The organism is Methylobacterium goesingense (assembly GCF_022179225.1).
Lineage (GTDB): Bacteria > Pseudomonadota > Alphaproteobacteria > Rhizobiales > Beijerinckiaceae > Methylobacterium > Methylobacterium goesingense.
This window is the reverse complement of sequence record NZ_BPQL01000087.1, coordinates 1-24023: the sequence shown is the minus strand read 5'-3', so window position 1 is coordinate 24023 and position 24023 is coordinate 1. Positions and strand designations below refer to the sequence as shown.

General features: G+C 71.5%; 25 protein-coding genes. 18 read left to right on the top strand and 7 right to left on the bottom strand.

Translation table 11 applies throughout. The features are described 5' to 3' along the window. The first annotated feature begins 11 nt into the window (after positions 1–11). Genes mdcC through MFF30_RS16430 form a run of 7 tightly spaced genes read left to right on the top strand, consistent with a single transcriptional unit; the run spans position 12 to position 5493 of the window. On the top strand, positions 12–323 hold the full coding sequence (gene mdcC, locus MFF30_RS16460) for a malonate decarboxylase acyl carrier protein (RefSeq protein WP_238280563.1): 312 nt from the start codon (positions 12–14) through the stop codon (positions 321–323). Beyond that, complete coding sequence (locus tag MFF30_RS16455) at positions 323–1255, top strand: biotin-independent malonate decarboxylase subunit beta (RefSeq protein ID WP_238280562.1); 933 nt, start codon at positions 323–325, stop codon at positions 1253–1255. The genes mdcC and MFF30_RS16455 overlap by 1 nt, the downstream gene beginning before the upstream one ends. Position 1256: 1 nt before the next feature. Continuing rightward, entirely contained in the window at positions 1257–1997 is a 741-nt protein-coding gene (gene mdcE, locus MFF30_RS16450) for a biotin-independent malonate decarboxylase subunit gamma (protein ID WP_238280574.1), read from the top strand. Next, positions 1990–2646, top strand: a complete 657-nt coding sequence (mdcG, locus tag MFF30_RS16445) for a malonate decarboxylase holo-[acyl-carrier-protein] synthase (RefSeq protein WP_238280561.1) — start codon at positions 1990–1992, stop codon at positions 2644–2646. Before mdcE ends, mdcG begins: the two co-directional genes overlap by 8 nt. A 3-nt stretch (positions 2647–2649) precedes the next feature. After that, on the top strand, positions 2650–3528 hold the full coding sequence (gene mdcB, locus MFF30_RS16440) for a triphosphoribosyl-dephospho-CoA synthase MdcB (RefSeq protein WP_238280560.1): 879 nt from the start codon (positions 2650–2652) through the stop codon (positions 3526–3528). Positions 3529–3541: 13 nt separating this feature from the next. Continuing rightward, positions 3542–4465 (top strand): acyltransferase domain-containing protein, encoded by a 924-nt coding sequence (locus MFF30_RS16435; RefSeq protein ID WP_238280559.1) that lies wholly within the window; start codon positions 3542–3544, stop codon positions 4463–4465. 23 nt (positions 4466–4488) lie between these two features. Continuing rightward, a complete protein-coding gene (locus MFF30_RS16430; RefSeq protein ID WP_238280558.1) occupies positions 4489–5493 on the top strand; it encodes an aldo/keto reductase in 1005 nt (334 codons plus the stop codon). 226 nt (positions 5494–5719) lie between these two features. Here MFF30_RS16430 and MFF30_RS16425 read toward each other — a convergent pair whose 3' ends face one another. The 6 genes from MFF30_RS16425 to MFF30_RS16400 all read right to left on the bottom strand — a co-directional run bounded on the left by MFF30_RS16425 (position 5720) and on the right by MFF30_RS16400 (position 12043). After that, the gene (locus tag MFF30_RS16425; protein WP_238280557.1) at positions 5720–6205 is read right to left on the bottom strand and encodes a hypothetical protein; all 486 of its coding nucleotides are present in this window, start codon (positions 6203–6205) and stop codon (positions 5720–5722) included. A gap of 446 nt (positions 6206–6651) precedes the next feature. Further along, the gene (gene denD, locus MFF30_RS16420; RefSeq protein WP_238280556.1) at positions 6652–7611 is read right to left on the bottom strand and encodes a D-erythronate dehydrogenase; all 960 of its coding nucleotides are present in this window, start codon (positions 7609–7611) and stop codon (positions 6652–6654) included. A 26-nt stretch (positions 7612–7637) separates the two neighbouring features. Continuing rightward, on the bottom strand, positions 7638–8927 hold the full coding sequence (otnK, locus tag MFF30_RS16415; RefSeq protein WP_238280555.1) for a 3-oxo-tetronate kinase: 1290 nt from the start codon (positions 8925–8927) through the stop codon (positions 7638–7640). Then, positions 8924–9721 carry a 2-oxo-tetronate isomerase gene (gene otnI / locus MFF30_RS16410; protein ID WP_238280554.1) on the bottom strand — a complete coding sequence of 266 codons (798 nt, stop codon included), beginning with the start codon at positions 9719–9721 and terminating at the stop codon, positions 8924–8926. Before otnI ends, otnK begins: the two co-directional genes overlap by 4 nt. 11 nt (positions 9722–9732) lie before the next feature. Continuing rightward, positions 9733–10650: an L-threonate dehydrogenase gene (gene ltnD, locus MFF30_RS16405; RefSeq protein ID WP_238280553.1), complete on the bottom strand. Its 918-nt coding sequence runs from the start codon at positions 10648–10650 to the stop codon at positions 9733–9735. A gap of 76 nt (positions 10651–10726) precedes the next feature. Further along, positions 10727–12043 (bottom strand): MFS transporter, encoded by a 1317-nt coding sequence (locus MFF30_RS16400; RefSeq protein WP_238280552.1) that lies wholly within the window; start codon positions 12041–12043, stop codon positions 10727–10729. A gap of 234 nt (positions 12044–12277) precedes the next feature. Here MFF30_RS16400 and MFF30_RS16395 point away from each other — a divergent pair, with 234 nt between their 5' ends. The 3 genes from MFF30_RS16395 (at position 12278) to MFF30_RS16385 (ending at position 16645) form a co-directional block, all read left to right on the top strand. Further along, positions 12278–13294, top strand: coding sequence for a LacI family DNA-binding transcriptional regulator (locus MFF30_RS16395; RefSeq protein WP_373320921.1), 1017 nt, complete (start codon positions 12278–12280; stop codon positions 13292–13294). Between the two features lie 35 nt (positions 13295–13329). Next, positions 13330–14001: a 3-oxo-tetronate 4-phosphate decarboxylase gene (gene otnC / locus MFF30_RS16390; protein WP_238280551.1), complete on the top strand. Its 672-nt coding sequence runs from the start codon at positions 13330–13332 to the stop codon at positions 13999–14001. Between the two features lie 466 nt (positions 14002–14467). Continuing rightward, a complete protein-coding gene (locus tag MFF30_RS16385) occupies positions 14468–16645 on the top strand; it encodes a TonB-dependent receptor (protein ID WP_238280550.1) in 2178 nt (725 codons plus the stop codon). 45 nt (positions 16646–16690) lie between these two features. On the opposite strand, the gene MFF30_RS16380 is transcribed toward MFF30_RS16385, so the two are convergent. Then, positions 16691–17791, bottom strand: coding sequence for an apurinic/apyrimidinic endonuclease family protein (locus tag MFF30_RS16380; protein WP_238280549.1), 1101 nt, complete (start codon positions 17789–17791; stop codon positions 16691–16693). Between the two features lie 104 nt (positions 17792–17895). Between MFF30_RS16380 and MFF30_RS16375 the strand changes: the two genes are divergently transcribed. The 8 genes from MFF30_RS16375 to MFF30_RS16345 all read left to right on the top strand — a co-directional run bounded on the left by MFF30_RS16375 (position 17896) and on the right by MFF30_RS16345 (position 23919). Then, on the top strand, positions 17896–18330 hold the full coding sequence (locus MFF30_RS16375) for a hypothetical protein (protein ID WP_238280548.1): 435 nt from the start codon (positions 17896–17898) through the stop codon (positions 18328–18330). A 127-nt stretch (positions 18331–18457) separates the two neighbouring features. Next, positions 18458–18589 carry a hypothetical protein gene (locus MFF30_RS25995; RefSeq protein WP_283205910.1) on the top strand — a complete coding sequence of 44 codons (132 nt, stop codon included), beginning with the start codon at positions 18458–18460 and terminating at the stop codon, positions 18587–18589. Beyond that, positions 18589–18801 (top strand): hypothetical protein, encoded by a 213-nt coding sequence (locus MFF30_RS16370; RefSeq protein ID WP_238280547.1) that lies wholly within the window; start codon positions 18589–18591, stop codon positions 18799–18801. The genes MFF30_RS25995 and MFF30_RS16370 overlap by 1 nt, the downstream gene beginning before the upstream one ends. Before the next feature lie 93 nt (positions 18802–18894). Beyond that, positions 18895–20313, top strand: coding sequence for a chromate efflux transporter (gene chrA, locus MFF30_RS16365; RefSeq protein ID WP_238280546.1), 1419 nt, complete (start codon positions 18895–18897; stop codon positions 20311–20313). A 119-nt stretch (positions 20314–20432) separates the two neighbouring features. Next, a complete protein-coding gene (locus tag MFF30_RS16360) occupies positions 20433–20822 on the top strand; it encodes a hypothetical protein (protein ID WP_238280545.1) in 390 nt (129 codons plus the stop codon). A gap of 44 nt (positions 20823–20866) precedes the next feature. Further along, entirely contained in the window at positions 20867–23185 is a 2319-nt protein-coding gene (locus MFF30_RS16355) for a TonB-dependent receptor family protein (protein ID WP_238280544.1), read from the top strand. 71 nt (positions 23186–23256) lie between these two features. Beyond that, a complete protein-coding gene (locus MFF30_RS16350) occupies positions 23257–23559 on the top strand; it encodes a hypothetical protein (RefSeq protein WP_238280543.1) in 303 nt (100 codons plus the stop codon). A 207-nt stretch (positions 23560–23766) separates the two neighbouring features. Then, a complete protein-coding gene (locus MFF30_RS16345; protein WP_238280542.1) occupies positions 23767–23919 on the top strand; it encodes a hypothetical protein in 153 nt (50 codons plus the stop codon). Positions 23920–24023: the final 104 nt, after the last annotated feature.

The following is a 24023-nucleotide window of genomic DNA, read 5'->3' as shown; positions in this document are numbered from 1 at the left end:
ATTTTCCAATCATGGAGAAGCTGAGCTTCCGCCACACCACCCAGAAGGCGCTCCCCGGCGCGAAGGCCAGCGCGATCACCGGGGTCGTCGCCTCCGGCAACCTCGAGGTGCTGCTGGAACGCAACCTCGCGCCGGACATCTGCGCGTTCGAGATCGACACTGCCATCAACGGCTACGCCGAGGTCTGGGCCGCGGTGGTGGCGGATTTCGTAGCCCGCCGGCAGCCCGGGGGCTTGACCATCACCATCAACGACGGGGGCGCCCGCCCCGACACCGTGTCCCTGCGCCTCGCCCAGGGCGCCCGCCTGATGGAGATGCCGTGATGGAGTGGAAGCCGGTCACCCTCTCCGCCGCGCCCCTCGACCAGAGCTGGTACGAGGCGAGTGCCCGCGCCCGCCTCGCCGGCCTCCTCGACGCGGACAGCTTCCAGGAGTTCATCGGCCCCGAGCAGCGGATGATGAGCCCGCACCTGCCGCTCTTCGACCTGCCGCGCGCCTTCGACGACGGCATGATCGTCGGGCACGGCCTGCTCGAAGCGCAACCCGTGCTCGTCGCCGCCCAGGAGGGCCGCTTCATGGGCGGCGCCTTCGGCGAGATCCACGGGGCCAAGCTCGTGGGCCTGCTGCGGGCCGCACTTCACCTCAAGCCCGCCGCAGTGCTGATCCTGTTCGACACCGGGGGCGTGCGCCTGCAGGAGGCCAATGCGGGCGAGACCGCCATCGCGGAGATCATGCGGGCGATCGCGATCGCGCGGGCAGCCGGCATCCCGGTGATCGGCCTCATCGGCGGCCGGGCCGGCTGCTACGGCGGCGGCGGCCTCGTCGCCGGCACCTGCGCGCGCCTCGTCATCTCCGAGGGCGGACGCCTCAGCGTCTCCGGCCCCGAGGTGATCGAGACCAACCGGGGCGCCGAGGAATTCGACTCCCGCGACCGGGCCCTCGTCTGGCGCACCATGGGCGGCAAGCACCGGCGCCTGCTGGGCGCGGCCGACGCCTTCGTGGACGATACGATCGGGGCCTTTCGCGCCGCGGCGCTGGCGGCGATTCCGGCCGCCCCGGCCTTCGACCTCGCGACGCTCGAGGCCGAGCAGGCCCGGCTGGAGGCCCGCCTCGACCGCTTCGGCGATTGCACCGACGCCACCGAGATCTGGGGGCGGCTGGGCGTCGACGACCCCACCGCCGTGCCGGGCCTGACCACCGAGGCCTTCGACGCCCTGCTCGACCGCCTGCCGGAGGGGCCGCACCATGCCCGATAAGATGCCCCTCGACGCCATCCTGGCCTCGCTCTTCCCGGAGGGGCACGCCGTCACGCTGGCGGACGGCCTGATCACCGGCGACGGGCCCCTGAACGGCGGGCGCCTCGCGGTGATCGGCATCGACGGCGATACGGCCCTCGGGATCGAGGGGGCTTGCCACCTCGCGGGCCGCGTCCTCGACGTGGTGCGGGCGGGCGGCGCCACGCCGATCCTGGTGCTGATCGATTCCGACAGCCAGCGCATGAGCCGGCGCGACGAACTCCTCGGCCTCAACGAGTACCTCGCGCATCTCGCCAAGGCGCTCCTGCTGGCGGACGCGCAAGGCCATCCGACCGTCGGCCTGCTCTACGGCCACAGCGCCGCCGGCGCCTTCATCGCCACCGCGCTGGCCACCCGCGTGCTCGCGGCGCTCCCCGGCGCCCATCCGAGCGTGATGGACCTGCCCTCGGTCGCCCGCGTCACCAAGCTGCCCCTGGAGACGCTCCAGGCCATGGCCCGCTCGACCCCGGTCTTCGCCCCCGGCCTCGACAACATGGTCCAGACCGGCGCCGTGCAGGTGGTCCTCGACCCGGACAAGCCCCTTGGTCCCCAGGTCGGCGCCCTGATCGCGGAGAGCCCGGCGGACGACACCCGCGACGCCCTGGGCCTCGCGCGGGGCGGGCGTCCGGTCGCCCGCGACATCGCCGCCCGGGTGGTGGGCGAGGTGCAGGGCGTGGTGGTGCGCGAGGCGCAGGGTGCGTGATTTCGCGCGCCACGACCTGCTCACCGTGGCGCCCGCCGCGTGGGATGCGCTCCTCGCTGGGCGGCCCGACCTCGACGGGATACCCCACCTCGTCGACTGGACCGCGCGCGGCTGGCCCGTGATCGTGCGCCGCCGCGTGCCCGGCGAGGATGCCGCCCTGGTTCCGGCCGGGCTGCCGCTGCCGCCCAGCCTCGGCAAGCGCCGCATCGGCCTCGCGCTGCCGCCCGGGGCTGTACGCCCGCATTCCGGCGTGACCCTGGCGCAGGCACGCGGGAGCGCGCCCGCCGCGTGGCAGCCGACCCTCGACGCGCTCCTGGCGCACGGGGCCGCGTATGGCCGTATGCCCCGCGTGTTCGGCGGCCTGCTCTGGCAGGCGCTCACGAATCTGCCCTATCTCTCGGCCACCTCCGATCTCGACCTTCTCTGGCCCGGCCCGGTCGACCGGGCCTTCCGCGACGGCCTCGCCGGAATCGCCGCGGGGGCGCCGATGAACCTCGACGGCGAGATCGCCCTGCCCGACGGTTTCGCGGTGAACTGGCGCGAATGGCACGCGGCCGGACCCGACGACGCGGTCCTGGCCAAGGGCTTGGACCGGCTGGAACTCCGGCCGGTCTCGGCCCTCGACGCCGTCCTGCCGCCGGCGGCCTGAGCCATGCCGCTGCCCGCAGCCCGCCCAGTCCCCGCCGTCCTGCCGGAGACCCGGACGCCCGCACGGGACGCCCGTCCGGCGGAGCGGATCGCACGCCTCGCCACGCGCTGTCTGCAGCGCGAACTCGCCACCTATCCCAAGCCCGGCCTCGTCAGCCACGTGGACAGCGGCAGCCATGCGGACATGGATGCGAGCACCTTCCGGGCGAGTGCCGCCGCCCTGGCGCCCTTCTTCGCGGATCTCGCCGCCGCAGGGGCCGCCGGGGCCGGGATGGCGCATCTGCGCCGCATCGGTCTGGCGGCGGAATCCGCGATGCGGGCGGCCACGGGGGGCGTGAACACCCACCGGGGCGCCATCTTCGGCCTCGGCCTCCTCAGCGCCGCCGCCGGCGCCCTCGGGCCTCGCCCCCCGGCCGGCGGTCTCGGCGCCCATGTCCGCGCGCGCTACGCCGACGCCATCCTGGACGGCCCCGAACTGCTGCACGCGCCGGGCGCGCGGGCGCGGCGGCGCCACGGGGTCGGGGGCGCGCCGGCCGAGGCGGCGGCTGGCTTTCCGAGCCTCTACGGCACCGGCCTGCCCGCCCTGCGCCGGGCCCGTGCCGCCCGCCCCGGGGCGCCGCAAGCCGCGCGGGTGGAGGCCTGCCTCGCCCTCGTCGCGACCCTCGAGGACACCAACCTCCTTCATCGCGGCGGCCCGGAGGGGTATGCCTTCGCGCGGGGGGAAGCCGCCCGCTTCGTCGCCGAGGGCGGCATTGCCCGGGACGACTGGTTCGCGCGGGCGGAAGACCTGCACCGGGCCTTCGTCGCCCGCCGCCTCAGCCCCGGCGGGGCGGCCGACCTCCTCGCCATGACGCTGTTCGTCGACGCCTGGGAGCGGCCATGACCCCGGAACACTCTTGACCCTCGCGGTCCTGCTCTCCGGCCAGGGCGGCCAGCACCCTAAGATGTTCGAGCTCACCGCCGATCTGCCGGAGGCGGAGGGCGTCTTCGCGGCCGCGACCCCCCTCCTCGGCCGCGACCCCCGCGACCTCGTGCATTCCGGGGCGGACCTGCACGCCAACCGCACCGGGCAGATCCTGTGCTGCGTCGCCGGGCTCAGTGCCTGGACCCTGGTGCGGGCGGCGCGGCCCGCCCGCTGCGTGGTGGTGGGCTACAGCATCGGCGATCTCGCGGCCTTCGGCTGCGCCGGCCTGTTCGCGCCCGAGACGGTGCTGCGGCTCGCCGCCGCCCGCGCCGAGGCGATGGATGCGGCGGCCGGCCCCGACTACGGCCTCGCCGGCCTGCGCGGCCTGCCCGCCGCGCGGGCCTTCGCCATGGCCGAGGCCCATGCCTGCCATCCGGCGATCCGCAACGCCACCGACAGCGTGGTGGTGGGCGGCGCCGTCGCGGCGCTGGACGCCCTCTGCGCGCAGGCCCTGGCGGCGGGTGCGGCGCGGGCGGTGCGCCTGCCCGTCCACATTCCTTCGCACACGCCGCTGCTCGCGCGGGCCTCCGAGGCCTTCCGGGACCACCTCGACGCGGCGCCCCTGGCGACCCCGCCGCGCCCGAGCCCGCGCCTCCTCAGCGGCCTCGATGGGGCGGCGGTGTTCCGCCCGGAGGCGGGGTTGCCTAAGCTCGCCGCGCAGATCTCGCACACCCTGGACTGGGCTGCCTGCCTGGAGGGCGTGCGCGAGTTCGGCGCGACCCAAGTGCTGGAGCTCGGCCCCAGCCACGCCCTCGCCACCATGGCCCGCGCGGCCCTGCCGGAGGCGCGGGTTCACGCCCTTGAGGACTTCCGGACCGCCGCCGGTCTGGTGCAATGGATCAAGAACGGGGCCTGAACGCCCCCGGAGGACATGCCACGATGCAGTACCGCACTCTCGGCCGCTCGGGCCTCAAGGTCTCGCCGCTCTGCCTCGGCACCATGATGTTCGGCGGCCCCACCGACGAAGCCACCGCTGGCCGCATCATCGACAGCGCCCGGGACGCCGGCATCAACTTCCTCGACACCGCCAACGCCTACAACGAGGGCCGCTCCGAGGAGGTGGTGGGCCGGGCGATCCGGGCCGACCGCGAGACCTGGGTGCTCGCCACCAAGCTCGCCAACCCGATGGGGCCGGGGCCCAACGACCGCGGCCTGTCGCGCGCCCACGTGCTGCGCGCCACCGAGGCCAGCCTGAAACGCCTCGGCACCGACGTCATCGACATCACCTACCTCCACAAGGAGGACCACGAGACGCCGCTCTCCGAGACGGTCGGCGCCATCGCGCACCTCGTGCGCCAGGGCAAGATCCGCTACTTCGGCGTCTCGAACTACCGGGCCTGGCGGGTGGCCGAGATCTGTCGCCTGTGCGACGAACTCGGCATCGACCGGCCCGTGGTGAGCCAGCCCTACTACAACGCCCTCAACCGGATGCCCGAGACCGAGCACCTGCCGGCCTGCGCCCATTACGGCCTCGGGGTGGTGCCCTACTCGCCCCTAGCGCGCGGCGTTCTCACCGCCAAGTACGACCCCGACGCCCCCGCCCCCGAGGGCACCCGGGCCGGCCGCCAGGACACCCGCATGATGCAGACCGAGTGGCGGCCGGAATCCCTGAGGATCGCCCGCACCTTCCAGGCGCATGCGGCGGCGCGCGGCCTGACGGCGGGGCAGTTCGCGGTGAACTGGGTGCTGGCCAACCGCCTCGTCACCGCGGTCATCGCCGGGCCGCGCACGGAGGCGCAGTGGGCCGAGTATCTGGGCGCGCTCGGCTACGCCTTCACGGCCGAGGACGAGGCCCTGGTCGACGCCCACGTCGTCACGGGCCACCCCTCGACGCCGGGCTACAACGACCCGGCCTACCCGATCGAGGGGCGGGTGGTGGGGTGATACGATTTCCGGCTGAATCGTTCGGGTTCTGGCGCGGATCCCCTCTCCTTCGGGAGAGGTTTGGGGTGAGGTGTGATCCATCTCCGGAAAGGGCACACACCTCACCCTGTCCCTCTCCCGAAGGAGAGGGAGCGCGTCGCGCGCAAGCAGACCGAAGCCATCACCCGGAAACCGTAGGAGACCTGACCCCTCGGCGTAGGCTTACGGTTCTGTCGCCGCAGGCCGCCTACTGAATCGTCTTGATGCTGTTCATGATCGTATTGATGTCTTTGTCGTTCGATTTCTGCTCGTCCTCCGATGCCCACAGCGTGATGAAAATGAGGCGCTGGTCTGATTCGGCATAGATCAGCATAACCTGCGTCTCGCCGTTCTCGTCCTTGGCCGGAAAGACCTGCATCTTGCCCTGGAGACCACCCAGATTGACGTCATTCTCCTTCGGTTTTCCCGTGACGCTGATCTTGTTGCGCTTCATCCACGCCATGTTGTCGGCGAGCATTTTGTTCATGGCTTTCGCAGAGGCCGTTTCGATGGAGAGGTAGACATCGTTGTCAGGCGATCTGGCTTCGAACCCGTACTCGACGGCTTCGGTCTTCCACGTGTCGGGAATCGAAACGGTGGCTGTCGGATTGGATGGGGGGAATGCGAAATTCCTCGCCCAGGCAGGTGCCGCGAACGACAGCGTGAGCGCAACGGCGGTACAAAACAAACGCATGGAATTTCCTCGCAGCAACACGAGATTTTTCCGTGGCCTGTGCGCGCGAGTCAAACGCAATCTGCAACATAATTCACGTGCATGCGCATTTTTGGTGCACGGCGATCGATCGCCGTGTTTGGCTCGCGTTTTTCAGTTCCACAGCCTCTGTGAAACTCCTGTTCAACGGGAAATCACAGGAACGATACCAAATCTGTTTGATCCCTTCCGGCGATCCCTGCGGGATCGCGTTCGGGATGGCAGATTCGGGCTTCGCTCAAGCGCCGCGCGGGCTTGCCGATACATCATCCAAGTCGGTGCAAAGCTGAATGTCCGGTCCTGGAACGTCAGCCAATTGCCGCTGCCCAGCCTGGAATAGTCCTTCGCACGGTCAATCCGATTGGATTCAGACCTCGTCCCCTCCCCGCAAAGGGAGGGACGGGCCATCCGCGCCGAGCCCCTTTCGCTCAGCCCTGCGTCTCGGCGATGTGCAGTTCCACCAGCGCGTCGAAGCTGGCGTCGGCCTTGAAGCCGAGGTCGAGGGCGCGGCGGGTGTCGAAGGCCTCCGGCCAGGTCTCGACGATGGCCTGGATCGCCGGGTCCGGCGCGCGCCGGATCAGCGCCACGGCGGCGTCGCCGGCGACCCGCCGCAGGGCCTCGATCTCGTCGGCCACGGTGGCCGAGAGGCCCGGCATGGTCAGGCTGCGGCGCAGTCCCAGGGCGCCGAGGTCGATGCGTGCGGCGTGCAGGAGGTATTCGGTGGCCGAGCGTGGACTGGCGAACCAGTGGCGCACGGTGTCGGGCACCGGCAGGACTGCTTCCTGGCCGGCCAGCGGCTCGCGGATGATGCCCGAGAAGAACCCGGAGGCGGCCTTGTTCGGCTTGCCCGGCCGCACGCAGATGGTGGGCAGACGCAGGCCGATGCCGTCGAGGAAGCCGCGCCGGCTGTAGTCGGCCAGCAGCAACTCGCCCATGGCCTTCTGCGTGCCGTAGGAGGTGGCCGGCGTCAGGATCATGTCGTCGGGGATGACCCCCGGCAGAGGCGGCCCGAACACGGCCAGCGACGAGGTGAAGACTACGCGCGGCCGGTAGCCTTCCGCCGCGTGGGCGTTTCGGATCGCGTCGAGGAGCAGGCGGGTCGCGTCGAGGTTGACCCGATAGCCCTTCTCCAAATCGGCCTCGGCCTCCCCCGAGACGATGGCCGCGAGGTGGAAGATGACGTCCGGCCGGCCGATCAGTGCGGCTTCCGCCGCACCGGGCACGGAGAGGTCGGCGGCGGCCGTGACGACGGGGCCGGTGAAGCCCGCCGGCGCGGTTGGCTCCACCACGTCCACCAGGGTGAGGCTGCGGGCGTCGCCCTGCGTGGCGAGGGCGTCGGCGAGGCGCCGGCCGATCATGCCGGCGGCGCCGAGGATGAGAGCGTGCATGGGTCGTCCGTCTCCGTGGGTGGCGTTCAGCGCATCAGGTCGAGGGCGCGGGAGAAGAAGTCGGGGCCGCCGAAATTGCCGGATTTGAGGGCGAGCAGCATGGGATCGCTCGGGCCGGCCGCCCCGTGCCCCAGGGTGCGCAGCACCGGCACCCCGGCGGCGATCTCGGGGCCGAGGCGGAAGGCCTTCAGCCCGAGCCGGTCGACGACCGCGCCGGAGGTCTCGCCGCCCGCCACCACGAGGCGGCGCACGCCCCGCGCCACCAGGCCTTCCGCGATGCGGGCGAGCGCGTCCTCGAGCGCGTGGCCGACCCGGTCGCCGCCGTGACGGGCCTGGAGGGCCCGCACCGTCTCGGGCGCGGCGCTGCTGGCGATGAGGACGGGGCCGGCGCCGACATGTTCGCCGGCCCAGGCGAGCGCGGCCTCGATCTCGGAATCCCCGGCCAGGATCCGCTCGGGATCGAGGCGGCGCACCGGCATCAGGGCCTCGGCCGCCGCGATCTGGCCGAGCGTCGCCTGCGAGCAGCTACCGGCCAGGCAGGCGGCGAGACCGCCGACCGGCGCGCCGAGATCGGCCGCGCTGTCGGGGGCCGAGGCCCGTCCGGCCGCGACCAGGGCGCGGGCGAGGCCGAGGCCGAGGCCGGAGGCGCCCACGGAGACGCGGTGGCGAAGGGCCGCCGCCCCGAGGGTTTCGAGGTCGGTCTCGACGACGGCGTCCGCGATGGCCGCGCCCATGCCCTCGGCGGCAAGAGCGTCGAGTCGCGCGGCCACGGCTTCGGGGCCCCGCGCGACGGTGGCGCAATCCACCAGGCCGACGGCCGCCGCGCTCTGGCGGGCGAGTACCCGCACGAGGTTGGCGTCCCGCATCGGGTTCAGAGGATGGTCCTTGAGGGGGCTCTCGTTCAGCGGCACCGCGCCGACGAAGAGGTGGCCCTGGTAGACGGTCCGCCCGGTCTCCGGAAAGGCGGGAGTGACGAGGGCGATGGCCTCGCCGGCATCGGCCCGCAGGGCGTCCATCACGGGGCCGATATTGCCCGCGTCGGTGGAATCGAAGGTCGAGCAGATCTTGAACAGGACGTGGGCCGCACCCCGCCCGCGCAGCCACGTGTCGGCCGCGCGCGAACGCTCCACCGCTTCGGCGGCGGGAATCGAGCGGCTCTTCAGGGCCACCACCACGGCGTCGACGCCGGCCAGATCGAGGTCGGCGGCGGGGATGCCGATGGTCTGCACCGTGCGCAGGCCGCCCTTGGTCAGGGTGTTGGCGAGGTCCGAGGCGCCGGTATAGTCGTCGGCCACCGATCCGAGGGCGAGGCTCATCGGGTGCTCGCTCCGACCTGAGATGCGCGGTAGGGCGCGAACCAGCCGAGGCCCGCCTCGGTGCCGGCGGCCGGGTTGTACTCGCAGCCGACGAAGCCCGCGTAGCCGAGCCGGTCGAGTTCGGCGAAGAGGAAGGCGTCGTTCATCTCGCCGGTGCCGGGCTCGTGCCGGGCGGGCACGCTCGCGGTCTGCACGTGGCCGACCATCGGCATCAGGTCGCGCAGGCGCATGGTCACGTCCCCGTGCAGGATCTGACAATGGTAGAGGTCGAACTGGAGCTTGAGGTTCGGCAGATCCAGGTCCCGGATCAGGGTTGCCGCCGCATCGAAGTCGTCGAGGAAGTAGCCCGGCATGTTGCGGGCGTTGATCGGCTCCAGCACGAGGTCGAGGCCCTCTCGGCCCACGCGCTCGGCGGTCCAGGCCACGGCACGGCGATAGGCGGCCTGCGCGTCGGGGTCGGCGGCATTCGCCATGCCGGCCATCAGGTGGAGCCGGGCGACGCCGGTGGCCTTGGCGTAGGTCAGGCCGGTCTCGACGCCCGCCTGGAGTTCCGCGAACCGGTCGGGAAGCGCGGCGAGGCCGCGCTCGCCCGCCGCCCAGTCGCCCGGCGGCAGGTTGAACAGGGCCTGGGTCAGGCCGTGCCGGGCCAGGCGCTCGGCGATGGCTTGCGGCGGGTGGTCGTAGGGGAACAGGAACTCCACCGCGGTGAAGCCGGCCTCCGCGGCCGCCGCGAAGCGGTCGAGGAAGGCGTGTTCCGTGAACATCAGCGTGAGGTTGGCGGCAAAGCGCGGCATCGGTTCCTCCCTCAGGCCTTGGGCGACGGCAGGGTGACGCCGGCCACCTGCGCGTAGAGGCGGGCCACCGAGGCGTCGTCGTCCCGGCCCATGCCGGAGCCCGAGGCCATCAGGAACATCTGCAAGGCGGCGGCCGCCACCGGCACGGGGTACTTCTCCGCCCGCGCCATGTCCTGCACGATGCCCAGATCCTTGACGAAGATGTCGACCGCGCTCTTCGGGCTGTAATCGCCCTCGAGCACGTGCGGCATGCGGTTCTCGAACATCCAGGAATTGCCGGCGGACGCCGTGATGACCTCGTAGACTTTACGCAGATCGAGGCCCTGCTTGGCGGCAAAGCTCATCGCTTCGCTGGCGGCGGCGATGTGCACGCCGGCGAGCAGCTGGTTGATCATCTTGAAGGCCGCGCCCTGCCCGGCCGCGTCACCGAGCTCGTAGAGCTTGCCCGCCATGGCGTCGAGCGCCGGGCGGGCCGCGTCGAAGGCCGCCTTGGTGCCGGAGGCCAGGAAGGTGAGTTCGCCCGTGGCCGCGCGGGCGGCGCCCCCGCTCATCGGCGCGTCGAGGTAATGGCGCCCCGTCTCCTCCAGGCGCGCGGCGAGGCGCCGGGCGATGGCCGGGTCCATGGTGGCGGAGGAGACGAACACCGCGCCCGTCCGCATGGTCTCGGCGGCCCCGCCGGGGCCGAACAGCACGGCTTCGGTCTGGGCGGCGTTGACGACGACGCAGACCACTACGTCGGCGCCCTCCGCCGCCGCCGCCGGGTTCGCCGCCGCCTGTCCGCCGTTCGCCGCAAAGCGCGCGACGGCCTCCGGGTTCACGTCGCAGGCCGAAACCTGGAAGCCGGCCCCGAGGAGCGAACCGGCCATGCCGGCACCCATGGAGCCGAGGCCGATCACGGCCGCGCGCTGGGCGGTGGGGGAGTTGCTCATGGAATGACCCTTTGGCGGTTTGACGGGGCGCGGGGTGGGAGCGGCCGGCGGGGCTGGCCCGCCGGCTCTCCGGCCTTCAGCGGTTGACCACGTGCTTCGGTGTGACGAACACGCAGACCGCGCCGATCACCAGCATGCCGGCCAGCGCGTACATGCCGGCGGAGGTGCTGCCGGTGGAATCCCGCAGGGCCCCGATCACGTAGGGGCTGGCAAAGCCCGCGAGATTACCCACCGAGTTGATCAGCGCGATGCCGGCGGCCGCCCCCGCGCCGCTCAAGAAAGCGGTGGGCAGCGACCAGAACAGCGGTGCGCAGGTAAGGACGCCGCCGGCCGCCACGGCGAGGGCCGCGATGGCGACCACGGTGCTGCCCGTGCTGGCGGCGACCGCGAAGCCCACCGCGCCGCAGAGCGCCGGGATGATGAGGTGCCAGCGGCGCTCGCGCATCCGGTCGGCGCTGCGGCCGAAGAAAATCATCACGAACACCGCGAACAGGAACGGGATCGCGCTGACGAGGCCGATGTTCAGGTTGCCCTGGATGCCGGACGCCTTGACGATGGTGGGCATCCAGAAGGTCAGGCCGTACTGGCCGGTGACGAAGGCGAAGTAGATCAGGCTCATGAACCAAATCCGGCCGTTGCGGAACACGGTGGCGATGGAGTGCGGGCTCGCCTCCTTGCCGGCGCCGTCGGCGGCGATGTCGCGCTCGATGACCTGCTGCTCGGCCGGATTCAGCCACTTGGCCTCGGACGGGCGGTTGTCGAGGTAGAAGAACACCGCGAGGCCCACCAGCACGGCCGGCACCGCCTCGATCAGGAACATCCACTGCCAGCCCGACAGGCCGTAGGCGCCGTGGAAGGCGTCCATGATCCAGCCCGAGAGCGGGTTGCCGAAGATGCCCGAGACGGGAATTGCCGACATGAACACCGCGATCACCCGGGCGCGGCGATGCGCCGGGAACCAGGTCGTCGTGTAGAGGATCACGCCCGGGTAGAAGCCGGCTTCCGCCAGCCCCAGCAGGAAGCGCATGATGTAGAACGAGGTGGCCGAGTTCACGAACATGAACCCGGCGGAGATGATGCCCCAGGTGATCATGATGCGGGCGATCCAGACCCGGGCGCCGACCCGGTGCAGGATGACGTTCGAGGGCACCTCGAACAGGAAGTAGCCGATGAAGAACAGGCCGGCGCCGAGGCCGTAGACGGTCTCGCTGAAGCCCAGCTCCTGGGACATCTGGAGCTTGGCGAAGCCCACGTTCACGCGGTCGAGATAGGCGACCACGTAGCAGAGCATCAGGAACGGCACGAGCCGCCAGAACACTTTGCGGTAGGTCTGTTCGACGAAGTCCCCTGCGGGCGCATCGATGCCCCGCGCGCTGGCGGCTTGCACGCTCATGTTTCCTCCTGCCGGCGCCCGCTATGCGGTGGGCCGTTCTGACGTTGCAGCTTCTTGTCGTGGCGCGACTCGTTTTGGCAGCGCTTGCATCTTGGATAACAGGGTTTGGCAGCGCTGCCAATCTGATTGTTGTGGTCGGCTAACCTTGCTATGGGGGTCTTCCTATGGGGGTCTTCGGCTCCGGCCTTTCCCGCTCCGAAGTCTCCCGAGCCCCAACCCAGGACGGACCCAGCGATGAACGTGCATGAGCCCGAGCGCCGGCTCGTGACCCTGTCCGACGTCGCCCGCGCGGCGGGTGTGGGCGAGAGCACGGTCTCGCGGGTCCTGCGCAACCAGGGCTCGTTCTCGAAGCGCACGCAGGACCGGGTGGCGGAGGCCGTGGCCCGCCTCGGCTACGTGCCGAACCGGCTCGCCGGCATGCTGGCGGGCTCCGGCTCCACGGCGGGGGCCAAGCTCGTCGGCATCATCATCCCGTCGCTCACCAACATCGTGTTCCCGGACCTGCTGCGCGGCGCCAACGCGGCCCTCGACCACGACGGCTTCCAGAGCGTGATCGGGGTCTCGGATTACGACCCCGAGCGCGAGGAGGCCCTGATCGGCGCCCTCCTTTCCTGGCGCCCGGCCGGCCTCATCGTCACCGGCCTCGAGCACACGGCGGGCGCCGTCGCGCGCCTGCGGGCCTCCGGCATCCGCATCGTCGAGATGATCGACACGGACGGGGACGGCCTCGACATCGTGGTGGGGTTCTCCAACCGGGGCGTCGGCTGCGACAGCGCCCGGCACCTCCTGGCGCGGGGCTACCGCCGCATCGGCTATGTCGGCCACGACATCACGCGGGACCTGCGCGCGGCCAAGCGCCTCGCTGGGTTCCGCGAGACCTTGCGTGAGGCCGGACACCCCCTGGCGGAGACCGAGATCGCGCCCGGTCCCTCCTCGGCGGCGGCCGGGCGCGCGGCCCTGGGGCGGCTCCTCGCCCGCCGGCCCGACCTCCACGCGGTCTATTTCTCCAACGACGATATGGCGCTCGGCGGCTACTTCCACTGCCTCGCGGAGGGGGTCGCGGTGCCGGGTCGCCTCGCCCTGTTCGGCTTCAACGCCCTCGACATCGCCGCCGCGATGCCCCAGCCCCTGACCACCATCCGCACCCCGCGCCTGGAGATCGGCGCGGTCGCCGTCGAGCGCCTCGCCGCCGACGGCCCGGCCGAGACAGTCGATCTCGGCTACGAACTGATCGCGGGCGCCACCGCCTGAGACCGTCCCCTCCTCCGGTGACCTGAAGGATTGCCATGAGCGACTCGAAGCTTCGCGAACAGATCTGCCGGTTCGGCCGCTCGCTGTTCGAGCGCGGCCTGACGCCGGGCTCGTCGGGCAATATCTCGCTCCGCCTCGACGACGGCGGCTGGCTGGTGACGCCCACCAACGCCTCGCTCGGCTTCCTCGACCCGGCCACGATCTCGCGCCTCGACGCCACCGGCGCCCTGGTCTCGGGCCACGCGCCGACGAAGGAGATCCCGCTGCACGCGGCCCTCTACGACAGCCGCTCGGAGGCGCGCGCCATCGTCCACCTGCACTCGACCCACGCGGTGGCGGTGTCGATGCTGCCCGAGATCGACCCGAAGGCGGTGCTGCCGCCGCTGACCCCCTATTACCTCATGCGAGCCGGGGCCACCGCCCTGGTGCCCTACTACCGCCCCGGCGACCCGGCGGTGGCGGACGCGATCCGGGGGCTCGCCGGCCGCTACGCCTCGGTGCTGCTGGCCAATCACGGCCCGGTGGTGGCCGGCACCACCCTGGAGAACGCGGTCTTCGCTACCGAGGAACTGGAGGAGACGGCCAAGCTCTACCTGCTGCTCCGCAACCTCAACCCGCGCCATCTCAGCCCGGCCCAGGTGCAGGACCTGGTGAGCCATTTCGGCCTGACCCTGCCGGACCATGACGGGCACGACCACGACCACTGAGGGCGGCATTCCCCTTGTGGAGAGAGGCCAGGAGGGGGCGCCGCCGCTGGCCTCGATCGGGTGAGGGGCGCCCGACAGCCCCAACCCCGGAAGCGCGACGGATATTGGAGAGGCCCGAGATCCGTCGGGGCGGAGAGCCGCGTCGCGCCGAGAAGGCCTATCCGAGCCGCCGGCATCGCCGCCCTGCCCGCGAATGATTTCGCGTGAGCTTCGCGATGGGATGCCGCGCGGCTTATCCGATGCAGCCTCGGTTCCTGGAGGGCCGGAGCAGGCCTTCGTGGGTCATCGGGCAGTGAGATTCACCTTTTAATTATTATATTTATGCAATGTAACATGGATTCAACAAGGCTTTTATCATTCGTAATTGCCTCGCTTAGCCTATTGTAAGCGCCGAACATCTGTCGAAAGGGAGGCGCGAGGGGCTACGGATTTCGATTGCCCCACCAGACTCTGGGGTCGCGTCCGCATGTCGAGCCACGCAAGCCGTTCCGTCAGCTTCCCCTTCGCCCTGCTGATCGCCGTCGGGGCCGCGTCCGACGCGCTCGCCCAGAACGAGGTCCGGCTCGATGAGCTTTCGGTGGAAGGGCGTGGCAACGGGCAAGCGCCGCCGGCCTCGGCGACGGGCGTCGTCGGAGCGCCGCCGCCGGCTTATCCCGGCGGGATCGTCGGCTCTGGCTCGCGGCTCGGGCTGTTCGGCAACCGCAACGTCTTCGATCAGCCCTTCAGCGCAACAAGTTACACGGACAAGCTGATCCGCGACCAGCAGGCCCGCAACGTCCAGGACGTGGTCAACAACGATCCGTCGATCCGCACCAACGTTCCCGCCTTCTCGGGCATCCTCGGCTTCTTCATCCGCGGCTTCCCGGTCTTCGCGCAGGACATCGCTTTCAACGGCCTGTTCGGCGTCGCCGATAACTTCAACCCGGCGATCGAGCCGATCGAGCGTGTCGAAGTGCTGCGCGGCCCCTCCACGCTGCTCTCGGGCGTGCCGCCCTTCGGCAATATCGGCGGCGTCATCAACCTGATCCCGAAGCGCGCGGGGGAGGAGCCGCTGAACCGCGTCACCCTCGGCTACGGTTCGGACGCCCAGATCTACAAGGCCGTCGATATCAGCCGCCGCTTCGGCGACACGAAGGAGTGGGGCATCCGCTTCAACGGCGCCTTGAACAACGGCAGCACCCCGATCGACAACCAGAGCGTCCATTTCGGGGTCGCAGCGCTGGCTCTCGACTATCGCGGCGAGCGCCTGCGGGCGAGCCTCGATCTCGGCCACCAGGAACTCGACTTCACCTCGCCGCTGCGCAACCGCAACGTGGCGGCGGGCGTGCGCATCCCCCGCGCGCCGGACCTGACCTCGAACCAGCAACAGCCGTGGGAGTATCGCGACAGCGCCACCCAGCAGCTCGCGACACGGGTCGAGTACGACCTGACCCCCGATCTCACCATCTACGGCGCTTACGGCATCTCGAACTTTCGGCAGGAGTACTTCGGCGGCATCCTGACCATTTTCAACGCGCGCGGCGATTACCGCGACCCGATCAGCTACCTGCCGTTCCACATCGTCAACGAGACGGCGGAGGCGGGTCTGCGCGGCACCGTCCAGACGGGCCCCGTCAAGCACAGCTTCGGCCTGGCTGCGGTCGGGTTCTGGCAGGACCTTGCCCAGGCGCCCGCGCAGAACGTCGGCGCGCCGATCGTCTCGAACCTCTACGCACCGGTCTACCTGCCCGCGCGCTCGACCCTCGGCCTGTCGGACGCGACGCCGCGCACGTCGAGCCGGATCAACCGCAGCATCGCCATCGCGGACACGATGTCGATCCTCGACGACCGCGTGCTGCTCACCCTCGGCGGCCGCTGGCAGAGCCTCGATGTGAACGCCTACAACCCGGTCACGGGTTTCCGGACCGGTTCGAGCGACAGCAGCGCCTTCTCGCCGGGCCTCGGCCTCGTGGTGAAGCCGTTGGAGCGCCTCTCGCTCTACGCCAACTACATCGAGGGCCTGACTTCCCCGGCTCCACCCGTGAACGCCGTCAACGCCACCGCGGCCTTTCCGGCCTTCGTCTCCCGCCAGACCGAGGTCGGTGCCAAGTACGATTTCGGCACGGTCGGCGTCGGGCTCGCCGCCTTCGAGATCGAGCAGCCTTCAGGCTTCCTCGACACCCGTACCCTTGTGTTCTCGGTCGACGGACGGCAGCGCAACCGCGGCGTCGAGTTGACCGTGTTCGGCGAGCCGGTGCCGGGTATCCGCGTCCTCGGCGGCCTCAGCCTGCTCGACGGCGTACAGGTGCGGGCGCAGGATCCCAGCAATGTCGGGCGCGTCGCGGTGGGCGTCCCGGACATGCAGCTCAACCTCTACGGTGAGTACGACCTGCCGCCGGCCTTCATCCCGGGCCTGACGCTCACCGGCCGTGTGATCTACACGTCGGCGCAGTATTACGACCTCGCCAACAGCCAGAAGATCCCGGATTGGGCGACGCTCGATGTCGGCCTGCGCTACGCCACGACGTTCCAGGACCGGCCGCTCACCCTGCGGGCGAACGTCGTCAACGTGACGGGCAACAACTACTGGGCTTCGACCGGCCGGGGCATTCTGAGCCAGGGCACCCCGCGGACGTTCCTGCTCTCGGCATCCATGGACTTCTAACGGCGCGGAGGGCGGGGCTCCACACGGGCGAGGCTGCGGGAGCCGTCACGCCGCCGCCTCGATCTGCGCCGTGGGCAGCGCCGCGGCGATCTCGGCGGCGATGCCGGCCGAGGCGAGGTTCTTGGACTTGGCCTCGATCTCGAAATCCGCCCAGGCCATGTGGCGGGCCACCAGGGCGTTCACGGCCCGGTTCCACATCATGTCCGAATGGGCGGCCAGATCCCGCCAGTTGTGACCGGCCTCGGTGAGGGTGGTGAAATCCGGCAGGGCGCCGGGGTCGTGTCCCTCCAGCAGGCCCTCGCGCGAGACGCTGATATGGGCGACCGGCCGCACCCCGCGCCAGGAGTCGCGGACCCGGGCGATTCGGGGATCGTCGGGCGCGATGTATTCGCCCCGGCTCTCGACCCAGTGGTGGTGCAGGTCGAGCACCACCGGCACGACGTCGGCGAGACCCAGCACCGTATCCAATCCGAAGAAATTCTCGTCGTTCTCGACCGTGAGGAGGTCGCGGGCTGTCTGCGAGAGTTTGGGCAGGCTGGCGCGGAAGCCTTCGATGCCGGGGTCGCGGGCGCCGACATGGATGTTGATATGGGCCCCGTGCGGATGCCAGCCGCGGCCGTAGCCGAGCATCGCCATGAGTTCGGCGTGGTGCTCGAGTTCCTCGATGCCGTTGCGCTGGGCATTCGGGTTCTGCGAGGCGATGACGCAGAACGGGCCGGGATGGAAGCTCAGGCGCACCGCCCCCGCCCGGGCGATGTCGCCGATCCGGGCGAGGCCCTCTTCCACGAGGCGGCGCATCTCGGGCTCGGCGTAGACGTCCTGCGCCACCGCGTGGGTGTAGCCGGGCAGGACGTTGCTGGCGATCCGCAGCAGGCGCTCGATCGGCGGGCGGGCCGCGACCCAGGCCACCTGGCGCTCCAGGGCGCCGAGGTTGTGACGCACGAGGCCCTCGATCTTGGCCCGGCGCGCGGCCGGCGCCAGCGTCTTCAGGTGCGCCATGGTGGCGTGGGTGAGGTTCATCTGCAGGGTCGCCTCGCGGGCGGCCCTCAGGGTCTTGAAGGGCTCGGGGGGCGCCTCGAGGATGAACTTGCAGCAGAAGCCGAGGCGGGGTCCGGAGACGGTGGACGTCGATGTGGGGGCGCTCATGCAGCGACAACGCGGCCGGGCGCGATTGGTGCGCGGCCGGAACCGGTCCCCGGCACGGGCGCGTTGCCCCGGCGCCGGGCCGTCCGGCGGCACGAGACACCGCGATGGACGCCGAAATTCCGGACGCCAAAATCCCGGGCACCAAGCCCGCGAACACCAATCTCGCGGAGGCCAAGCTCGCGGACCTGGTCCGGAACGCGGCCGAGCGTGGCCGCCGCCTCGCTCTGGCCTATCCGAGCGGCACCCGCCGCGACGACTTTCCCTTCGCGGTTCTGGCCGCCTTCGATGCCGACGTTCGAGGCCGGGTCGAGCGCGACCGCCGGATCGAGGACGAGCGCGACCGGGTGCTGATCACCGCCGTCAATTTCGCCGAGACCCCGCCCGAGGACGAGCCGGAGGCCGTCGAGCCGGCGCGGCGCGCCCTGATCGCGGCCATCGACTACCTGGAGCAGGCGGTGCTGCGCTTCGGAATCGTCAATCGCGCCGGCGCGCGGCTCGGCTACGGCGAGGCCGGTCAGCGGGTCGGGTCGCGCGGCTGACGGGGCGTTCCCCGCCCACCGCCGAATTCGTGATGTCGGGTTCTGCGACCCCGGGGCCCGTCCGTGCGTTACCCGCCTCCGCCCGCGAGAATCTGGCGGTCCGTCCGATCAATGTGGTCTTTCTCCGATGCGTCGCCTGTTTCCCGTCTTCATCGCCGCCGTCGCCCTTCTGGCGGGGCTGATCCTGTTCACCTTCGTCAAGCACGGCGATACGGCCCACACCCAGGCGGTGCCCGAAGCCGGCGCGAGCGCCCGCTGATGCCGCGCTGGCTGCCGTTGGCGGGCGCCGCCCTCCTGGCGATCCTGGTCGTGGTCGGGCTCGGCCTCTGGAAGTTCGAGCGCCTGCAGGAGGCCCGCATCGAGAACGGGGGCCGGCCGGCGATCCCCGCCTGCGCGCCCGACCGGGTCGGCGAGACCGGCTTGGCCGCCAATTGCCCCGGTACCGCCTTCCCGCCCGCCAAGGCCCCCTGAGGCCGATCCCGTTGGAGGCTTGACGCCGGCCCGGGCATCGACGACGCCTCGCCTCCCGAGACCGGCCGATAAGGCCCGAGGCGAGACCCCGCGATGGCCGGACCAGGAACGCCCCCGCCCTCGCCACCTGACTTGCATCTCGCCTCGTCTCCCGCCTTGCCCCCGCCCCTGCCCTCCCTGTCCGAGGCCCTGCCGGTCTGGGGGCGCATCGCCGCCCTCTCCTTCGGCGGCCCGGCCGGGCAGATCGCCGTGATGCACCGCATCCTCGTGGAGGAGCGGCGCTGGATCTCCGAGCGGCGCTTCCTGCACGCCCTCAACTTCTGCACCCTGCTGCCGGGGCCGGAGGCGCAGCAGCTCGCCACCTATGTGGGCTGGCTCCTGCACGGCACCCGGGGCGGCGTCCTGGCGGGTGGGCTGTTCGTGCTGCCGGGGCTCCTCGCCATCATGGGCCTGAGCTGGGTCTACGCCCTCTACGGTGCGGTCGGTCCGGTGGCGGGCCTGTTCTTCGGCCTGAAGGCGGCGGTCCTCGCCATCGTCGCCCAGGCGGTGCTGCGCATCGGCCGCAAGGCGCTCGGCAACGGCGCCCTGCGCGCCGTGGCGGTGGCCTCCTTCGTGGCGATCTTTCTCTTCGGTGTGCCCTTTCCCCTCATCGTCCTTGGGGCCGGCGTCATCGGCTGGCTCGGTGCGCGGGCCGGGCTGCCGCACTTCGCGGCCGGCGGGCATGCGGCGGCGGGGGCGGCGCCCGCCGACGGGGCCTATCTCCTCGGCGACGACGCCGTGTCGGAGGTCGCCGGGCACGGCCACGTCCTCCGGGTGCTCGCGGTCTGGGGCGGGCTCTGGCTGGCGCCGGTGGCCCTCGTCCTGGCGCTTCTCGGCCCCGGAGCGGTGTTCGCGCAGATCGCGCTGTTCTTCTCCCAGATGGCGATGGTGACCTTCGGGGGCGCCTACGCGGTCCTGGCCTACGTGGCGCAGGCGGCGGTGGATCAGTTCGGCTGGCTCCGGCCGGGCGAGATGCTGGACGGGCTCGGGATGGCCGAGACGACGCCGGGTCCGCTCATCATGGTCACGCAGTTCGTGGGCTTCATGGCCGCCTTCCGGAACCCGGGGGCGCTACCCCCGCTCCTGGCCGGCACCCTCGGCGGCCTCCTCACCACCTGGGTGACCTTCGCCCCCTGCTTCCTCTGGATCTTCCTCGGCGCGCCCTACGTGGAGCGCCTGCGCGGCAACCGGGCCCTGGCGGGAGCGCTCTCGGCCATTACCGCGGCGGTGGCGGGGGTGATCCTCAACCTCGCGGTCTGGTTCGCCCTCCACACCTTGTTCGCAGAGACCCGCACCGTCTCGGCGGGGCCGCTGCGGTTCGACTGGCCCGTGCCCGCGAGCCTGAACCCGTGGGCTCTCGTCCTGGCGCTGGCCGCCCTCGCGGCCCTGTTCCGATTCCGCCTCGGCGTGATCCCGACCCTGGCGGCCTGCGCGGCGGCCGGGATGGGGCTGCGGGCCCTCGGCTGGGCCTGAACGGGCAGCCCGGGCCGGCGCCGCGACAGCGCTGTTTTCGACACAGCGGCCGGGAATGTTCGCGCGCGCCGCGTCCGCGCATTGACGGGGGCCGGAACGCCACCCTAGGCGCTCGGGTCATGCGCATCACGCGGTCCGATCTGGCGGCCTGCCGCGCGGTCATCGCCGTGGCCGCCCTCTATGCGCTCGCCCTGCAGAGCGTGCTTGGCGGCCTGATCGGATACCGGTCGATGGACCCGGCCCATAGCCTCTGCCTCCCGGAGGCGAGGCTCCAGGAGGCCGGGACGGCCGAGGAGCCGGCGCAGCCGGTGGCCCCGATCCACCTTCACCTCGCCTGCTGCACGGCCGCGCAAGCGGTCGCCCCCCTCGCCGCGCCGCTCCTCGTGGCCACCGCGATCCTCTGGCCGGTCCGCCCAGCTCGGACGATCGTCTGGCCCCCCGAGATCGCCGCAGCCCCCCGGGCACCGCCCGGCATCAGCGCCAGCGCGCGCGCCCCTCCCGTCGTCTGATCGATCGCTCCGCCCCCCGATCTCTCAGACCACGGATCCATGCCATGTTCCCCGTTTCCCGGGTCGAGCCGCGCCTCGCCCCGCTCCTGCTGCTGCTTGCCGCCGTGCCGGCGCAGGCGCAGACCCCCGACGCGCCTGCTGGGGGCGTGACCCTGGCCGAACTCTCCGTCACCGGCGACGGGAGCGCACGCTCCACAGCCGCCGCCGCCTTCGGCGTCTCGGCCCCGCCGGGCTCGGCCCCGAGCGTGATCGAGAACCCGGTCGGTCAGGTGGTCGACTCGGTCGGGCGCGCCGGCACCATCGCGGACCGGCCGGCGGTCAATATCGGCTCGGTGCTCGTCAACAGTCCGGGCGTCACCGTGCGCCAAGGCAACGGGGCACGCGACGTCGTGATCTCGATCCGGGGCAACAACGCCCGCTCCACCGGGGTCACCAAGAACACCGTCGTGCTGGAGGACGGGTTCATCCTGACCCAGCCCGACGGCGCCGCCCGCTTCGACCTCGTGGACCCGCGCGCCTACAGCCGCATCGACGTATTCCGCGGGCCGCAATCGGCCCTGTTCGGCAACTACGCCACCGGTGGAGCGCTCGCCTTCCGCACCCGCACCGGCCGCGAGATCGACGGCTACGAGATCGGCACCGATGCGGGCAGCTTCGGCTACCTCAGCAACTACTTCACGGTCGGCGGCGTCAGCGGCCCGTTCGAGGTCAGCCTGTTCGCGAGCGACGCCCGCGCCAACGGCTACCAGGGCCATTCGTCCTACGACACCCAGACGGTGAACCTGCTGGCGAGCTACACGCCGAGCCCGGACACGCGCCTGACCCTGAAGGTCATCAACAACGAAGTGCAGGCCAATCTGCCGGCGCGTTCATCGCTCGACCAGTTCCGGATCAACCCTTACCAGCGCGGCTGCGGCATCGCCGCCACGGCTGCCGCCGGCTGTACCCTGACGAACTTCCTGGGCAACGGCGCCTTCGGGGCGACCGTGCCGGTCACGGCGGCGCAGGCGGATTTCGGGCGCAACGACCGGCGCACCATCGTGGCCGCGCGTCTGGAACACGACATCGACGCGCAGACGACCTGGCGCGCCCAGGTCGGCTTCGACGAACGCAACTTCGACCAGCCCTTCTACACCACCTCTTCGCGCGGGTCGTATCCGTCCTGGAACCTGCTGACGGACCTGACCCGGCGCTACGATCTGATGGGCCTGCCAGCGGTCGGCTATGTGGCCCTGGCCTACAACACCATCGACAATCACATCACCACCTTCAACCGGGCGCTGGGCACCGGGCCAGCGCTCGGCGCGCTCATCGGCGAGCAGGCGGCGGTGCAGTCGAACTTCGGCGGCCGGGCCCGCAACGAGGTGGCGCTGTCGGACCAGTGGACGGGCGTGATCGGCATCAGCGCGGAGAACACCCGCATCACGGGGCGCAACTTCGCCTACACCTATTCGGCGGCCGGGCGCCGGACGAGCGTGGCGGACGCGGACCGGAGCTTCCTCAACGTGGCGCCGGAGGCCGCCCTGGTCTACCGCCCGAGCATCGAATGGGCGTTCCGGGGCCGGGTCGCGACGGGCTATACGACGCCGGCCGCGAGCAACCTGTTCGTCACCGCCGCCGGCCTGCCGGGCAACAACACCGGGCTGCGGACCCAGGAAAATCTCGGCTTCGACCTCGGCTTCGACTGGACCCCCAGCGAGACCCTGCGCCTCAGCCTCACCGGCTTCCACGAGACCTTCCGCAACGAGCTCGTCTCGCAATCGCCCGGCGCGGGCTTGCAGAGCTACACCTTCAACGCGCCGGCCTCCGAGCATCGCGGTCTCGAGGTCGGGGCCGACTGGGCCTTCGCGCCGGGCTGGCGCGGCGTGCTCGCCTACACCTTCGACGACCAGACCTACACGCGCTACGTCGAGCAGCTCAGCGCCGGGGCGTTCTCGCAGCGCTTCGACCGCGCCGGCAAGGTGATTCCGGGCGTGCCGGCGCACCAGCTCCTCGCGCGGGTCGGCTACGACCAGCCGACCGGGCCGCTCGCCGGCCTCGGCGGCTACCTCGAGGCGATCGTGCAGGACGGCTTCTTCCTCGACAATGCCAACCAGTTGCGGGCGCCGGGCTACACGATCCTCAACGCCAACCTCCACTACGTGACCGAACTGACAGGCGGCTACGCCCGGCGCTTCACCCTCTACGTGGAGGTGCGCAACCTCCTCGACACCACCTACGCCGCCTCGGCCCAGAACCTCGCCAACAGCCTCAACGCCGCCACCGGGCTCCAGAACGGGGCCGCCGTCCTCGCGGCCACGACGGGATCGATCTACGCGGGCGCCCCGCGCAACGTTGTCGCGGGGATGAAGCTCGCGTTCTAGAGCGATCTCCACGAACTTAACCGGGCGCGGGGTGTTGCGTCAGCACCCAGCAACCGCACGGAAACCCCCTCATGACGCGCACACACCTCGCCGTGGCCCTCGTGCTCACGGTGAGCCTGGCGGCACCCGCCGCCGCCCAGACGCTGGCGCCCACCGGCGGCGCCGGCAATACCGGCGTCGCAGCCCCGGCCTCCGGCCCCGGCACCACCCCGCGCGACACGGATGCGGGCCTGCGCCCCGCCCCGAGCGTGCCGGGCAATCCGAGCCCGGCCGCCGTTCCCGGCAGCACCCCCGGCGTCAACATCGGCGGCACGCCCACCAGCGGGCCGCCCGGCACCGGGGGCGCGGCCGGCGGCCCCTCCATCGGCCGGTAGGCCCCGGCGGCCGGTCCGGGCCTCGCCAGCCGGGCCCGGACCGGCCGCATCTGTTCGGCCACCACCGGAGCCACGTGCGTCCGAGCACAGCCAAGCCCGCACGAATCGCGGATGAGAGGACGGGCGAAGCCCGCAGGCGACCACCGTCACAGGGCGATCGCAGGTCACGGCACCCTCCTCCGTTCCCCGATCCGGCGAGGCGATCCCATGATGGCAGCAAGGCCCTTCCGCTGGCTCCTGAGCCTCCTGGCGATGTTCGCCCCCGTCGCGGCGACGACCTGCCGGGCTGCCGACGCCCGGGCCGATTCCACGATCCAGCGCGCGAGCGACGACCACGTGGTGTTCCGCCACTACCTGTAGGGCGCACGCCCACCAGGGCGTGCGCGGCGCGCCACGCACGCCCTGATGGGCGCGCCGCGCACGTCCTGGTGGGCGCGCCGCGCACGTCCTGGTGGGCGCGCCGC

What these genes read in the sequence shown, in the direction of transcription:
- mdcC (WP_238280563.1), top strand. Translation starts at nt 12, where the DNA reads ATGGAGAAGCTGAGCTTCCGCCACACCACCCAGAAGGCGCTCCCCGGC.
- MFF30_RS16455 (WP_238280562.1), top strand. Translation starts at nt 323, where the DNA reads ATGGAGTGGAAGCCGGTCACCCTCTCCGCCGCGCCCCTCGACCAGAGC.
- mdcE (WP_238280574.1), top strand. Translation starts at nt 1,257, where the DNA reads ATGCCCCTCGACGCCATCCTGGCCTCGCTCTTCCCGGAGGGGCACGCC.
- mdcB (WP_238280560.1), top strand. Translation starts at nt 2,650, where the DNA reads ATGCCGCTGCCCGCAGCCCGCCCAGTCCCCGCCGTCCTGCCGGAGACC.
- MFF30_RS16430 (WP_238280558.1), top strand. Translation starts at nt 4,489, where the DNA reads ATGCAGTACCGCACTCTCGGCCGCTCGGGCCTCAAGGTCTCGCCGCTC.
- MFF30_RS16425 (WP_238280557.1), bottom strand. Translation starts at nt 6,205, where the DNA reads ATGCGTTTGTTTTGTACCGCCGTTGCGCTCACGCTGTCGTTCGCGGCA.
- denD (WP_238280556.1), bottom strand. Translation starts at nt 7,611, where the DNA reads ATGCACGCTCTCATCCTCGGCGCCGCCGGCATGATCGGCCGGCGCCTC.
- otnK (WP_238280555.1), bottom strand. Translation starts at nt 8,927, where the DNA reads ATGAGCCTCGCCCTCGGATCGGTGGCCGACGACTATACCGGCGCCTCG.
- otnI (WP_238280554.1), bottom strand. Translation starts at nt 9,721, where the DNA reads ATGCCGCGCTTTGCCGCCAACCTCACGCTGATGTTCACGGAACACGCC.
- ltnD (WP_238280553.1), bottom strand. Translation starts at nt 10,650, where the DNA reads ATGAGCAACTCCCCCACCGCCCAGCGCGCGGCCGTGATCGGCCTCGGC.
- MFF30_RS16400 (WP_238280552.1), bottom strand. Translation starts at nt 12,043, where the DNA reads ATGAGCGTGCAAGCCGCCAGCGCGCGGGGCATCGATGCGCCCGCAGGG.
- MFF30_RS16395 (WP_373320921.1), top strand. Translation starts at nt 12,278, where the DNA reads ATGAACGTGCATGAGCCCGAGCGCCGGCTCGTGACCCTGTCCGACGTC.
- otnC (WP_238280551.1), top strand. Translation starts at nt 13,330, where the DNA reads ATGAGCGACTCGAAGCTTCGCGAACAGATCTGCCGGTTCGGCCGCTCG.
- MFF30_RS16385 (WP_238280550.1), top strand. Translation starts at nt 14,468, where the DNA reads ATGTCGAGCCACGCAAGCCGTTCCGTCAGCTTCCCCTTCGCCCTGCTG.
- MFF30_RS16380 (WP_238280549.1), bottom strand. Translation starts at nt 17,791, where the DNA reads ATGAGCGCCCCCACATCGACGTCCACCGTCTCCGGACCCCGCCTCGGC.
- MFF30_RS16375 (WP_238280548.1), top strand. Translation starts at nt 17,896, where the DNA reads ATGGACGCCGAAATTCCGGACGCCAAAATCCCGGGCACCAAGCCCGCG.
- MFF30_RS25995 (WP_283205910.1), top strand. Translation starts at nt 18,458, where the DNA reads ATGCGTCGCCTGTTTCCCGTCTTCATCGCCGCCGTCGCCCTTCTGGCG.
- MFF30_RS16370 (WP_238280547.1), top strand. Translation starts at nt 18,589, where the DNA reads ATGCCGCGCTGGCTGCCGTTGGCGGGCGCCGCCCTCCTGGCGATCCTG.
- chrA (WP_238280546.1), top strand. Translation starts at nt 18,895, where the DNA reads ATGGCCGGACCAGGAACGCCCCCGCCCTCGCCACCTGACTTGCATCTC.
- MFF30_RS16360 (WP_238280545.1), top strand. Translation starts at nt 20,433, where the DNA reads ATGCGCATCACGCGGTCCGATCTGGCGGCCTGCCGCGCGGTCATCGCC.
- MFF30_RS16355 (WP_238280544.1), top strand. Translation starts at nt 20,867, where the DNA reads ATGTTCCCCGTTTCCCGGGTCGAGCCGCGCCTCGCCCCGCTCCTGCTG.
- MFF30_RS16350 (WP_238280543.1), top strand. Translation starts at nt 23,257, where the DNA reads ATGACGCGCACACACCTCGCCGTGGCCCTCGTGCTCACGGTGAGCCTG.
- MFF30_RS16345 (WP_238280542.1), top strand. Translation starts at nt 23,767, where the DNA reads ATGATGGCAGCAAGGCCCTTCCGCTGGCTCCTGAGCCTCCTGGCGATG.